Raw genomic sequence first — 12,018 nt, forward strand, 5'->3', positions numbered from 1 at the left:
CGAGGAGATCTCCAAAGGATAGAAACTATCCTTCAACACCATTTGACAAACTTCCTTAAAATCATGCTGACGAGAAGGCTGAGTCAGCCATTCACAAGAGTTGTTAATTATTCAGATATGAATTTTTCGCCAGTCATATATGCACCGTGTTTTAAGAAAATAACGGTAGCCAATCCTGCTATATCATCATCAATGAGTGCCCATTTATAGCTTCTTTGTTAGCCAAAATCAATTTGGTCTAACATCGTTTCACGGCTTGCTTGATCTAAGCCAAGGTAAGCTAATGTCATGGCCTCACTAGAATGATTCAAAAAGTGCATGCTTAAACCAATATGATAATGATAGTACTTATGCATACAAGTGCTATGCACATATTTTATACATTGTATGTGTGACTAGATAGTTAAAAATTACTGATAGATCACCAACGCGTGCCGTTACCTTATAAAACCACTCAGCAGAACGTGTGAGTAATGAGATATTAAATCGATATGTTCGGATTTTCATACCAAAAGAACGCAAAACTGAAACAGTAAGCAACAAAGAATTAGACAATATTAATCATTGGATCAATGCCAGACCAATGGAAACACTAACCTGTCAATCACCAATTCGTTTGATCCTTGCAATCTACCAAAAGCACATTTGATTATTTTAAATAAAGCTTAGATTAATAAGTATAATACTTTTAAGTATTTAGAACTATTTTATAAACTTGATGGACGTCAAGTTTATATCTCCCAAAAGTTAATACACTTTAGTTGAACTAAAATTAAGGGAGAAATCATATGCAACATAATATTCTTAAACATAAAAATAAAATTATGAGTATCAGTGGCTTACTCGTTGCTTTAGGACTAATCGCACACTTTATTTTTGCCAATACAACAATTTCTAATAGTGCTTTTATTATAGCTTCGATATTAGGCGTTACCCCCATTTCTTTACAGGCTTATCAGGCTATGAAAGTAAAAGTAGTAAGTATTGATATTTTAGTAACGATAGCGGTCATTGGTGCTCTCTTTATTCAAAATTATGAAGAATCAGCAATTGTTACTTTTTTATTTTTATTTGGATCATATTTAGAACAACGAACACTTAACCAAACACGATCAGCTATTAAAGAGTTGACGGAAATGGCTCCAGAAACTGCTTTTAAGCAATTGACAGGGGGACAATTTGCAGAAGTAGATATTGATGAAGTAGAAGAAGGGGATATTCTCCTAGTAAAGACTGGTGCCAAGATTCCCGTAGATGGTAGGGTAACTACTGGAAAAGGATATGTAAATGAGGCTAATATCACAGGTGAATCTTTACCTTTAAAGAAAGAAAAAGACGATGAAGTATTTGCCGGTACTATTATGGACAATGGTACTATTCAAATAGTGGCTGATAGAGTAGGGGAAGATTCTACATTTGGAAAAATTATTGAGTTGGTAGAAGAAGCACAGGATTCTAAATCAGAAGCAGAACGATTCATTGACCAGTTTTCTCGCTGGTATACACCTGCAGTACTTACAATTGGGCTGTTGGTTTGGGTATTAACCAAAGATACAGAACTTGCGATTACTGTATTAGTACTTGGTTGCCCAGGAGCCTTGGTAATTGGTGTACCTGTTTCAAATGTTGCGGGGATAGGAAATGGCGCAAAAAATGGTATTTTATTTAAAGGTTCTGAAGTGATTAGTCATTTTGCCAATGCAGATACAGTGTTATTCGATAAAACAGGTACCTTAACTGAAGGAAAGCCTGAAGTGAGCGATATTATTCATTATGGAAATAATCAGGAGGAGAATTTATCTCTATTGCTTTCAGTTGAAAGTGAGTCTGATCATCCATTAGCTGTCGCTATTGTAAATAAATTAGCACAGTATAAAGTAAGGCCTATAGAAAATACACAGGTTGTAAAAGGTGGGGGCGTAATTGCTCACGTAGATGGGCACGTTGTTTCAGTAGGAAATAAAACCTTAATGAAACAAGAAAATATACCGCTATCAGATGATGTTCTTAAAAAATTGAATAAATTAGAAAAGACTGGTAATTCAATTGTATTAACGGCAGTTGATCATAAGTTAATCATGTTAATGGGTATTCGCGACCAAGTTCGGTCAGGTGTTAAACAGGACTTACAAAAATTAAAATCACTTGGTATTAAAAATCTCATTGTATTATCAGGTGATAACCAAGGTACAGTTAATTCAGTTAAAAAGGAACTAGGTTTAACCGAAGCCCATGGTGATATGCTACCAGAGGACAAGCAAGCATTTCTAAAAAGACGACAGGACTCAGGTGAAATAGTTGTTTTTATCGGTGACGGTGTTAATGACAGTCCCTCTCTGGCTACTGCAGAGGTAGGTATAGCTATGGGGAATGGAACAGATGTCGCAATTGAAAGTTCAGATATTGTCTTAATGAATTCTAACTTTAACCGCCTTCCTCATGCTTTAGGCCTAGCAAAAGGAACATATGCGAATATGCGACAAAATATTCTAATTGCTGTTGGCGTCGTGATAATACTATTGGTTAGTTTAATATTTAGTGAATGGATGTCTATGTCAATTGGGATGTTGGTTCATGAGGCCAGTATTTTAGTAGTTATTTTAAATGCAATGAGATTAAGAGGTTATCAATTAAGATAATTGATCTATATCAAGTATTTTAAAAAGAATGGCCTATATAATTTACTTAAAGGAGTGATAGATATGACTAAAGCAACATTAAAATTAGAAACATTAACTTGTCCATCATGTTTACAAAAAATCGAACATGGTTTAAAACAGACTGCTGGTGTAAAAAAAGATTCTGTAAAAGTACTTTTCAATGCGAGTAAGGTAAAAGTGGATTTTGATGAAAATCAGGTCAATTTGAATACAATTGAAAAAGCAATTGAAGACTTAGGATACCCAGTAATTAGTTCAAAAGTAAAGGAAGGTGCATAAAATGACAACGATAAATGAAAGGCAAGAAAAATTAGCTGCCGAACAAGCATATAAAGAACACATTCATCATACTAAGATTAATTCTGCAGCTGTTACAGATCATATACTTGCTAATATTCATACATTACATGTAAAATTACATCAATATCATTGGTATGTAAAAGGCAAAAATTTCTATGCATTGCATAATGTTTTTGAAAATTTATATAACGAGAATGAGGCATGGTTTGATAAAATTGCAGAACGTTTACTAGCTTCAGGATTTAAGCCAGCATCAACAACTACTGAATTTCAAGAATTTACAACGATTTCTGAAGATTCTTCGGAAAAATATTACACTGCTGATGAGATGGTCCTACAGACAGTAGAAGATTTTAGATCTAATCGTGAATTTACTATTCGTGCAATTCGCTTAGCACAAGAAGAAGGAAATGATGCTTTGGAAGATTCACTAATTAGTTATAAAGCTTATTTAGACGTAAATATTTGGAAACTTCAATCATTTATTAATAAGGATGCCTTAGAAGACGATGACTATATAGATAACGATTAATTAGGAGGAAAACGGTATGGCATACCATAATCATCATAGTCATGTAGATTGTATACGTTTAGTGCCGATTTTCAATCATCTCAATGATGAACAAATGCATCTAATTGCTCAATCAGCGAATGAAGTACAATACGTAAAGAATGAGCTATTATTTAGGTTTGGTGATAAAGATGACACATTATATATCATAAACAATGGACGTGTACGTATTTATAGCCTAAGTGAGTCTGGTCGTGAGCAAACCATACGTATCCTACATCCGGGTGATTTTATGGGGGAAGTTGCTGTTTTACAGACTGAAGGTTATCATTCGAATTATGCTGAAGCAATATCGGAAACAAGTATTTGTAGGATTCATAAAAAGGATTTAGATCAATATTTAGATCGCTATCCAGAAATCATGCGACGAATATTATCGGATATTACAAAACGGCTACAGTTATCAGAAAAACAAACTGTGCAAGTCAGTATTGAACCTGTTGAAGCTCGAATTATTGATTTTCTATCAGAAAATGTTGAAGATGAAAAAAACCATACTTATGTGACTTTACCCATGTCAAAAAAAGATTTGGCTACTTACCTGGGGACAACTCCAGAAACAATAAGCCGTAAGTTCTCATCATTGGAAGAGAGAGGTCTAAATAAACGGCATACCCAAAAATGTGTTGAGATATTTGATTTAGATGAATTATTATTTGTATCAAGTTAAGTCGATTTATACTTAAAAATAAGGATATCGTTTTAAATGATGAACATGGCGGTACACAGTTCATCGTCACTAACCTAAGTCTTCCACAAAAAGACATCGTCCGTGTTTACCGCAAGCGTGCGGCGATTGAAGATATTATTCGCGAGCTTAAAGGTGGATTTGCCTTTGGCAAAACTGATAGCAGTTCATTTTTCGCCAACAAAGCGCGCATGTGGATCTCAGTAATTGCATCAAACTTGATGCGGTTGATGAAGAGTATTGCGTTGGACGACCAGCAACAATCGTGGACAATCAATACCTTTCGAGACCGTTTGTTAAAAATCGGTGGACGTGTGTCACTAAGCACGCCCGCAAGGTGATTTTGACGTTAGATAGCCGCATCCAAGAACAATTCGATGGTCTGTTCTGGCGAGCTTGGGAACGACTAAATGCTTTGTGGCAATAAAACAACGAAGTAGATTTTCAAAAAAATAGCAAAATCTGGCTGGTTTTAGTGTTCCTATTTTTCTCAAAAAACGCTCAATCGAAAAAACACCCTGAAACTGTGCCAAGGTACTGGCAGTTTCAAGGTGTTTTATCGTATTTTACTGATTTAGCTGTGGTTAAAAATTTAGTGCATGAATAATCCGGGTTTTATTTGTTTCGTTTTTGAAACATTTTTAATCCGATGTGAAATTACCGATAATTGGTCACTTTTTTCTTATATATTGGTTTTATCACCACTGAGAGAAACTGGAGAAAATAAATGAAAAAACACGTTTCAGCCATCGTCTACGGTGGCTTAGATGGCATTATCACGACGTTCGCAGTCGTTGCTGGATCGGTCGGTGGTAACGTTTCAAACATCGTTATCATCATTTTGGGATTCTCAAACTTATTAGCCGATGGCTTTTCAATGGGGGCCGGTGCCTACCTGTCAGCAACATCGGATAACAATCAATCAAAAAGTAAAGCATTGGCAGCTGGTATCGCGACATTCATTTCGTTTAACGTCTTCGGTTTAATTCCACTAGGTGCCTACTTAATTACAAATGCGCTCATTCACGACAAAGCCATCGCCTTTCCAATCGCCTTTGTCATCGTCGGTGTCTCTTTGGCGTTGCTAGGCTGGGTGAAGGCCAACCTGTCAGAGCAGAAAGTAAGAACAGAAATTCTACGCACACTTTCTGTCGGGTACGTCGCTGCAATTGTTGCTTATGGCGTTGGTATCTTACTGAATTATTATTTGTAGACAAAAAAACACCTTGAATATTCAAGACGTTTTTCTTTTTAGATATTTAGTTATATGGTAATCAGTTATAGATTATTTAAGTCAAACAATCCTCGACGCTTAGCTTCTTCTTTAGCTGCGTTCATTAAATCAGCAGAGTATAGCGCATCAGGGTGCTTGCCTGTCGATTCGTTAGAAATAATCCGGGTAAAATTTTAAATCATATTTTTAGAACACCTTTAATTGAGTCGACCTGTAATAGCTAACCATGTATACAAAGAAACGATATGTTATATTACGTCATCGAAAATGGTGTCCTTAGGGAGTTACTTTTAGTGGTTACCAACACGCCTGCTGACAAAAAACACTTTTTTGTAAAGAAAACCCCAAACAGGTGAGTAAATCTGTTCGGGGACATCTAGAAAGACGCTCTATGGTCGAGAAAAGTGAGATGGTGTAGAACTTAATACCCGGATTATTCATCAAGACAAACAAAAACCCGCTGAAACAGCAAGTTAATACCGTTTCAGCGGGTTTTGCGCTTTCACCCGTTGGGTGAAAACCATAGGAGCTCTTTGTTATGATATTTTGTTAGTGAAAAACAAACCAAATACTCAAAAATTGGAGCGTCTAAAATTATGACTCAAAAAGTATTACCTAGCAACCCTTTAGTTGCAGTTTCAGACAATGGGGCACCAATTACCTCGGATGGTGGCAACGTGTAATGATGTTGTCTAATTGTGCCTTAGTAATCCTAGTCATTAAAAATACCTCCATAGTGGCGTCAAAATGAACAAATACGTGCTAATTTAGGGAGATTAGTTGGCGTTATTACCCAAAATCAATTTGATCTAACATTGTTTCGCGACTTGCTTGATCTAACCCCAGATAAGTAAGCGTCATAGCCTCACTCGAATGATTCAATAAGTGCATGACTAAACCAATATTGTAGTTTGACTGTGTATAGACGCGGTAAGCGCCTGTTTTACGCATCGTATGTGTGCCTAGATAGTTGATACCTAATAGATCACCAACGCGTGCCATCACCTTATAAAACTGCTTATCTGTTATATGTCGATCTGGATGGGACGTTGAGGGAAATAACCAATCCGAAGTGATATTCCGTTGGACTAGCCAATCATGATATTGCAACAAGTCTTGTTGCACGGGCTTTAAATATAACGTGTTCGCTTTACCTGTCTTTTTATCATGAATAAAGGCCGTGTTTTTAACAGACCCATCGGGATTATAGACATCCGATTTCTTTAACGTCATCACATCACTCACCCGCAGTAGAGTGGCTTTGCCAACTTGAAAGATAGTGTAGTTGCGGCGACCCGCCCGAAAACTATCTAATAAGGTGTCTTGCACCATTTTTAAGACGTTGGAGTCTTTGATGGGGAGGACAATTTGTTGCACCATTAGCTACTCCTTTAAAGTTAATAATTTGATTGATGATAGCGCATCTGCTATCATGTTGTTATGGAAAAATTTGAGTTTGATTATTACGATTGGGCTGAATTTGAACAGTTCTTAGATCAATTACCTGATAAAGATGCTGCTAAATTAATTGCAACCATTCAAAATATTGAAAATAATGGCCTCTTAGTGGCGGAAAGACAATTATGGGTAAAAAAGCTAGAAAATAATCTCTATGAAATTCGTTCTAAACGATCTTCAAACATTCAAAGGGCTCTTTACTTTCAAGTCAAAGGTAGTCAATACATTATTACTAACGCTTTCACGAAAAAAACGCAAAAGACACCTGAAAATGAAAAGAAAATCGCTCGGAATAGACGCAGTCAGTATTTGAATAAGGAGGAAAATCAATGAGTAAACTTGATGCATACGTTGCTGAACGTAGTAAAAAAAATCCTGAATTTGCACAAATTGTTGAGCAAGAAAATATTAATTTAGAGGTAGCAGTAAAAGTTCGTGACCTTCGTGCAAATATGGGATTGAGCCAACGTGAATTTGCCAATTTGATTGGTAAACCACAATCAACGATTGCACGCATTGAAAATGGTTCGATGAATGCTTCAACAAAAATACTATCTGAGATCGCCCAAGCAACAAACCAACGTTTGACCATTCAATTCAGTCCAGCATTTTAAGATCTATTATAACATTAAACAAAAAAACAGCCCCCATTATCTACTAGTCAGATAATGGGGGCTGTTTTAATAGTCTTTTTGAGGGGTCATTATATAAAGACCCCATATTACTCTTGGATTTCAAATTCTGGTAATTCATCAATTAATTCAAGGGTTCGCATACTTACTGTAATAACAGATTGCTCATAAGTCAATAACTTGGAATATTTTTTAGTATAAGATCAGTAACTTCGTGTATTAACTTTTCATACTCTGATAAAAATCATATAATGCGATTAAAACAACCCAAAGACTCTGTCCGCCTATTTTTCCTGATGTCTTGTTTAAAACTCTCCTGAGATGTTCCAAGAGTGAGTTGAAAAGATTCGATGAAACTAACACGTTCTAAAATTACTTCTTAAAATTTATAGATCATTATTGAATTTTTTAACCAAACTAACTTGTTTAAGTCTATTTTCTCCCCAGTCGTTTAAAGCAATTACAATTGGAATCAATGTTTGCCCTATATCGGTTAGTTGATATTCAGTGTGATGTACTTTACCAGATAAGTATTCTCGTTTAGACACAATTTGGTCACCAATTAGCTCATTTAACTGATTTGATAAAACTTTTTTACTGATACCCTTCAAACGCTTCATAAAATATGAAAAACCTTGTGGCCCATCATTTATTAAAATCCATAATATTAATAATTTATGTTTACCACTGAACATCGATACTGTAAATTCTTTAGTACAATCAAAATCCCCATTGTTAAGTTTTTTAATAACAGCATTTCGAAAATGATCTGACATAATCCGACTCCCTTTGTTAGTATTTAAGTCAAACAGGTTACTTTAAAGTGCCCTCTATTAAATTTTACCAGTAAGTTCGATAATATATATATATTTATCTTAGTAAACGAAAGGTGTTAATGTGTTATGAAATTACAGTTAGCAATTGATTTAGAAGATGTCCAAGGAGCCATTGAATTAATTCAAAAGACAAAAGACAGTATTGATATTTTTGAATATGGAACGCCTTTAGTAATTAATTTTGGGCTTGAAGGACTTAAAAAAATCCGTAAAGAATTCCCAGATATTACGTTACTTGCTGATTTGAAAATCATGGACGTTGCTTCATATGAAGTAAATCAAGCATTTGATTATGGTGCCGATATTACAACAATTTTAGGGGTCGCCGAGAATCAATCAATTAAGGATGCCGTAAAAGCAGCTCATGAAGCTGGTAAAGAGTTATTAGTTGATATGATTGGGGTTCAAGATATTGAAACCCGCTCTCGTGAAATTGATTCCTTCGGTGCAGATTACATCGGTACTCATACGGGATATGATCTACAAGCATTGGGTCAAGATCCTTTTGAAACTTTTAATATCATTAAGAAAAACGTTTCAAATACCAAAACTGCGATTGCCGGAGGAATTAAACTAACGGCAGCTGAAGAAATCAAGTCGGCTAATCCAGATATATTAATTATTGGTGGAGCAATTTCTACTGTAGATGATCCAGCGGCAGCGGCGGCAGAATTCAAAAAGATTCTAAGCTAAAGAGGAGACTATTATGAATTGGGAAAATATACTAAATGAACTAAATAATAATTCAGATAATACGATTCCCAATGAGCTCTTAGTCATTATAAATGAATCTAATAGGCTTTTTTTAGCAGGATCTGGACGTTCAGGTTTAGCATTAAAGGCCTTTGCCATGCGCCTCGCACAAATAGGAAAGGATGTCTTTTTTGTAGGAGAGACGACTACACCTGCTATTACCGATAAAGACTTACTAATTATTGCATCTTCATCTGGAGAAACTAGTCAATTAATTAGATATGCTGATATTTCTAAAAATATCGGAGCTAAAATTTGGCTATGGAGCACCAATAATAATAATACAATCTTTAGTAAGTCTGACTACGTTACGCTACTTGCCGGTAAAAGTAAATTTACTAAAAGTAGTATCACAAAACAACCGATGGGAAGTCTATTCGAACAATCAGTTTGGCTATATGGCGATTTGTTTGTAATCAACTATATGAATAAATTTAGTATCGGAGAATCAGACTTACAGAAGAGACATGCTAATCTTGAATGATTTTATCTTAAAATTATAAAAGCGATATATTAAGAAAGTTATTTTTCGTAGTGGAACTGGTTCTAGTTCAGACTGATAACATAAAAATAAATAAGCATAAACTAAAAACAGCATCTTATTTTGATAATTCTGGAAGATGCTGTTTTTATTGACTTATGAACAATATATAGTAGATTTGGTATTTCTTTAGTAACAAAATGTGATTATGTCGTTAAGTTATGACGCGTTCTAACACCTGCTCGTATACTGAAAATCCGGACTGCTTTATTTCTAGGGCATAATCCGAGATAATCAAGTATAGGAGTTTTTTATTATGAAAGCTAAGCGATACTCAACTGAATTTAAATCACCAATTGTTGCCTTGCACAATGAGGGCCATTCTGCTAATTCCCTAGCCAATGAATGTCATTTGGCTGTAAAACCGTCACGGGTTGGGTCAAAAAGGCTCAGACCGTTATGACTGACGTGAGTGGTAAGCCAGTGACTCGTGCCGAATTTAATGCGATGCAGAAAGAAGTTGCACGACTCTTGGTAGACTTTTATAGTTTAGTTGTGAACTAATAAATCAATATAAGTTTGATAAAGTAGCTTATAATAATTATTATACATTGGTTAGGAGGGGGAATATGAGTATTATTGATGATATAGCAGCAGATCAAATGAATATGGAGTTTACTAAAAAAGGATTAAGGCCAATATTTCACGTATCGAAAAAAGCAAAATTAGTCATTATTGGTCAAGCACCGGGATTACGAGTTCAAAACTCGGGTATAATGTGGGATGATGCATCGGGAGATCGATTAAGAGAGTGGATCGGGGTTGGTAAAGATACCTTTTATAATTCAGGAAAAATTGGCGTAATTCCCATGGACTTTTACTATCCAGGAAAAGGAAAATGGGGTGACTTACCGCCCAGACGAGGAGTAGCTAACAAATGGCACCCAAAATTATTGGAGCTTATGCCCGATGTTCAGTTAATTATATTGGTGGGATCATATGCTCAGAAATATTATCTGAATCTTGGTTATCAAAGCAAGATAACCGATGTAATAAAGAACTACAAAAATTACTTGCCTCTTTATTTTCCGATAGTTCATCCTTCACCAAGAAATAATATATGGATTAAAAAAAATCCGTGGTTTGAACAAGAGGTTGTGCCAGAATTAAAAGAGATAATTAGTAAGATTTTATCGGACTAGTTTGAAGATAATTTGGAGGAGATTTGTAGCAGTGCTTAGTAAAAAAGAAATAAGAAAAATGACCTTGGATAAACTAAAATTATATGATTACCATAGCAAGATTACTGAAGAAGAGCGATTACAGGCAATTCTGTTTTCTAAGGCATATTGGAATAACTCTAATTCAGTGGCTGTAACTATAAGTATGGAACACGAATTGAGTACTGATGTCATTATTCAGGAGGCGTTGAGAAGCCATAAGAAAGTAGTAGTACCTAGGGTGAGTAGTGGAAAATTATTATGGTTTGACTATATAGAAAGTTTAATGAGTAAATCAAAATTCGGAATTCTAGAACCAACACAAGATGAAAATCAAGCACAAAATTTGAAGGGAATAGATCTAATGGTGGTTCCCGGTGTAGCCTTTAGCGAAGATAATTATCGGATAGGTTACGGTGCAGGTTTCTTTGACGCAACGTTGGCAGAGTATAATGGTATAACGGTTTCGCTAGTGTTGCCTCCTCAATCAATCCATAAATTTTCAAAGGATACGTGGGATAGACCGGTGAGGTATCTTATAAAATAGGATTTATGCTAAATAAACTTATAATGAATATGTTAGTTTTTCATTATGAGTTTATTTTTTTAATTACTTTATGTTAAACAATCTCATTTAGGTAATTATGATTATTCTAAAATTCTGTGTTAGCTCCTCTCAAATAGATATTTCTAGTAGCCCAGTCTATTGCTTAGAAGTCAATAAATTGGACCATTTTTATTCAGTTAATTAGGCGACATTTGAGATACGATTGCGATTATAAAAATTGATATACCAACCAATGGCTGCTTGGACCTCAGTTAATGTTTGGTATGCCTTCAAATAAACTTCTTCACGCTTCAATATTGAATGAAACGCTTCCATAAAGTCATTATCGTATGGATGTCCTTTGAGTGAATATGAATGTTTCAAGCCATAATTTTGACCCTTGGTATTAAATTCAGCACTCGTGTATTGTGACCCCATATCCGAATGAACTATTAGTGGCTTTTGATGATTATCTAACGCCATCTGTAAGGCACTTGTAGCTAGTTCGGCTGTCCTTGTATTGCCAATTTTATAGCCTAATACTTTTCTCTTCTCAGGATCCAAAACGGTTGCTAAATAGGCCCATCTGTGATTAGTCAACTGAATATAAGTGATATCTGTTTGCCAAACACCGCTCA

At 35.2% G+C, this 12,018-nt stretch carries 17 protein-coding genes and 2 pseudogenes; 15 read left to right on the forward strand and 4 right to left on the reverse strand.

Features of this window, described 5'->3' with window-relative positions; translation table 11 throughout:
- Positions 1 to 210, forward strand: a 210-nt coding sequence (locus FD20_RS13880) for a hypothetical protein (protein WP_235807776.1), incomplete at its 5' end; no start/stop codon positions are given.
- 8 nt (positions 211 to 218) lie between these two features.
- On the opposite strand, the pseudogene FD20_RS13595 reads toward FD20_RS13880, so the two are convergent.
- A pseudogene (locus FD20_RS13595) lies at positions 219 to 450 on the reverse strand (site-specific integrase); the annotation flags it as partial.
- Positions 451 to 460: 10 nt separating this feature from the next.
- Here FD20_RS13595 and FD20_RS13035 point away from each other — a divergent pair.
- From FD20_RS13035 to FD20_RS11205, 7 genes and pseudogenes are all read left to right on the forward strand, one after another.
- A pseudogene (locus FD20_RS13035) lies at positions 461 to 649 on the forward strand (IS30 family transposase); the annotation flags it as partial.
- Between the two features lie 139 nt (positions 650 to 788).
- Complete coding sequence (locus FD20_RS11185; protein ID WP_057738622.1) at positions 789 to 2,639, forward strand: heavy metal translocating P-type ATPase; 1,851 nt, start codon at positions 789 to 791, stop codon at positions 2,637 to 2,639.
- 63 nt (positions 2,640 to 2,702) lie between these two features.
- A complete protein-coding gene (locus FD20_RS11190; RefSeq protein ID WP_010276741.1) occupies positions 2,703 to 2,939 on the forward strand; it encodes a heavy-metal-associated domain-containing protein in 237 nt (78 codons plus the stop codon).
- A gap of 1 nt (position 2,940) precedes the next feature.
- A complete protein-coding gene (locus tag FD20_RS11195) occupies positions 2,941 to 3,492 on the forward strand; it encodes a Dps family protein (RefSeq protein WP_057738624.1) in 552 nt (183 codons plus the stop codon).
- A gap of 16 nt (positions 3,493 to 3,508) precedes the next feature.
- Positions 3,509 to 4,201: a Crp/Fnr family transcriptional regulator gene (locus tag FD20_RS11200; RefSeq protein ID WP_057738626.1), complete on the forward strand. Its 693-nt coding sequence runs from the start codon at positions 3,509 to 3,511 to the stop codon at positions 4,199 to 4,201.
- A 62-nt stretch (positions 4,202 to 4,263) separates the two neighbouring features.
- A complete protein-coding gene (locus tag FD20_RS13040; protein WP_080567320.1) occupies positions 4,264 to 4,560 on the forward strand; it encodes a transposase in 297 nt (98 codons plus the stop codon).
- Between the two features lie 386 nt (positions 4,561 to 4,946).
- Positions 4,947 to 5,432 (forward strand): VIT1/CCC1 transporter family protein, encoded by a 486-nt coding sequence (locus FD20_RS11205; RefSeq protein WP_004903726.1) that lies wholly within the window; start codon positions 4,947 to 4,949, stop codon positions 5,430 to 5,432.
- 810 nt (positions 5,433 to 6,242) lie between these two features.
- Here FD20_RS11205 and FD20_RS11210 read toward each other — a convergent pair.
- Positions 6,243 to 6,833, reverse strand: coding sequence for a site-specific integrase (locus FD20_RS11210; RefSeq protein ID WP_057738629.1), 591 nt, complete (start codon positions 6,831 to 6,833; stop codon positions 6,243 to 6,245).
- A 60-nt stretch (positions 6,834 to 6,893) separates the two neighbouring features.
- On the opposite strand from FD20_RS11210, the gene FD20_RS11215 reads away from it, so the two are divergent.
- Together FD20_RS11215 and FD20_RS11220 are read left to right on the forward strand one after the other, a co-directional pair.
- Positions 6,894 to 7,244, forward strand: a complete 351-nt coding sequence (locus tag FD20_RS11215; RefSeq protein ID WP_004912644.1) for a type II toxin-antitoxin system RelE/ParE family toxin — start codon at positions 6,894 to 6,896, stop codon at positions 7,242 to 7,244.
- The gene (locus tag FD20_RS11220; protein ID WP_004903734.1) at positions 7,241 to 7,525 is read left to right on the forward strand and encodes a helix-turn-helix domain-containing protein; all 285 of its coding nucleotides are present in this window, start codon (positions 7,241 to 7,243) and stop codon (positions 7,523 to 7,525) included. Before FD20_RS11215 ends, FD20_RS11220 begins: the two co-directional genes overlap by 4 nt.
- Positions 7,526 to 7,929: 404 nt before the next feature.
- Here FD20_RS11220 and FD20_RS11225 read toward each other — a convergent pair whose 3' ends face one another.
- Positions 7,930 to 8,319 (reverse strand): winged helix-turn-helix transcriptional regulator, encoded by a 390-nt coding sequence (locus tag FD20_RS11225; protein ID WP_014333944.1) that lies wholly within the window; start codon positions 8,317 to 8,319, stop codon positions 7,930 to 7,932.
- Positions 8,320 to 8,445: 126 nt separating this feature from the next.
- Here FD20_RS11225 and hxlA point away from each other — a divergent pair, with 126 nt between their 5' ends.
- The 5 genes from hxlA (at position 8,446) to FD20_RS11250 (ending at position 11,380) form a co-directional block, all read left to right on the forward strand.
- Positions 8,446 to 9,072 carry a 3-hexulose-6-phosphate synthase gene (gene hxlA, locus FD20_RS11230; RefSeq protein WP_014333945.1) on the forward strand — a complete coding sequence of 209 codons (627 nt, stop codon included), beginning with the start codon at positions 8,446 to 8,448 and terminating at the stop codon, positions 9,070 to 9,072.
- Between the two features lie 13 nt (positions 9,073 to 9,085).
- Positions 9,086 to 9,616 (forward strand): 6-phospho-3-hexuloisomerase, encoded by a 531-nt coding sequence (gene hxlB, locus FD20_RS11235; RefSeq protein ID WP_010386643.1) that lies wholly within the window; start codon positions 9,086 to 9,088, stop codon positions 9,614 to 9,616.
- A 402-nt stretch (positions 9,617 to 10,018) separates the two neighbouring features.
- Entirely contained in the window at positions 10,019 to 10,177 is a 159-nt protein-coding gene (locus FD20_RS13885) for a hypothetical protein (protein ID WP_155275068.1), read from the forward strand.
- Between the two features lie 65 nt (positions 10,178 to 10,242).
- On the forward strand, positions 10,243 to 10,815 hold the full coding sequence (locus FD20_RS11245; protein WP_010386640.1) for a uracil-DNA glycosylase family protein: 573 nt from the start codon (positions 10,243 to 10,245) through the stop codon (positions 10,813 to 10,815).
- A gap of 31 nt (positions 10,816 to 10,846) precedes the next feature.
- On the forward strand, positions 10,847 to 11,380 hold the full coding sequence (locus FD20_RS11250) for a 5-formyltetrahydrofolate cyclo-ligase (RefSeq protein ID WP_010277786.1): 534 nt from the start codon (positions 10,847 to 10,849) through the stop codon (positions 11,378 to 11,380).
- 201 nt (positions 11,381 to 11,581) lie between these two features.
- On the opposite strand, the gene FD20_RS11255 is transcribed toward FD20_RS11250, so the two are convergent.
- Positions 11,582 to 12,018, reverse strand: a 437-nt coding sequence (locus FD20_RS11255; RefSeq protein WP_157060921.1) for an IS3 family transposase, incomplete at its 5' end; no start/stop codon positions are given.

The organism is Liquorilactobacillus uvarum DSM 19971 (assembly GCF_001434935.1).
GTDB lineage: Bacteria > Bacillota > Bacilli > Lactobacillales > Lactobacillaceae > Liquorilactobacillus > Liquorilactobacillus uvarum.

Excerpts from the sequence above, each read along its gene's own strand:
- FD20_RS11185 (WP_057738622.1), top strand. The coding sequence starts at position 789 with ATGCAACATAATATTCTTAAACATAAAAATAAAATTATGAGTATCAGT.
- FD20_RS11190 (WP_010276741.1), top strand. The coding sequence starts at position 2,703 with ATGACTAAAGCAACATTAAAATTAGAAACATTAACTTGTCCATCATGT.
- FD20_RS11195 (WP_057738624.1), top strand. The coding sequence starts at position 2,941 with ATGACAACGATAAATGAAAGGCAAGAAAAATTAGCTGCCGAACAAGCA.
- FD20_RS11200 (WP_057738626.1), top strand. The coding sequence starts at position 3,509 with ATGGCATACCATAATCATCATAGTCATGTAGATTGTATACGTTTAGTG.
- FD20_RS11205 (WP_004903726.1), top strand. The coding sequence starts at position 4,947 with ATGAAAAAACACGTTTCAGCCATCGTCTACGGTGGCTTAGATGGCATT.
- FD20_RS11210 (WP_057738629.1), bottom strand. The coding sequence starts at position 6,833 with ATGGTGCAACAAATTGTCCTCCCCATCAAAGACTCCAACGTCTTAAAA.
- FD20_RS11215 (WP_004912644.1), top strand. The coding sequence starts at position 6,894 with ATGGAAAAATTTGAGTTTGATTATTACGATTGGGCTGAATTTGAACAG.
- FD20_RS11220 (WP_004903734.1), top strand. The coding sequence starts at position 7,241 with ATGAGTAAACTTGATGCATACGTTGCTGAACGTAGTAAAAAAAATCCT.
- FD20_RS11225 (WP_014333944.1), bottom strand. The coding sequence starts at position 8,319 with ATGTCAGATCATTTTCGAAATGCTGTTATTAAAAAACTTAACAATGGG.
- hxlA (WP_014333945.1), top strand. The coding sequence starts at position 8,446 with ATGAAATTACAGTTAGCAATTGATTTAGAAGATGTCCAAGGAGCCATT.
- hxlB (WP_010386643.1), top strand. The coding sequence starts at position 9,086 with ATGAATTGGGAAAATATACTAAATGAACTAAATAATAATTCAGATAAT.
- FD20_RS13885 (WP_155275068.1), top strand. The coding sequence starts at position 10,019 with ATGTCATTTGGCTGTAAAACCGTCACGGGTTGGGTCAAAAAGGCTCAG.
- FD20_RS11245 (WP_010386640.1), top strand. The coding sequence starts at position 10,243 with ATGAGTATTATTGATGATATAGCAGCAGATCAAATGAATATGGAGTTT.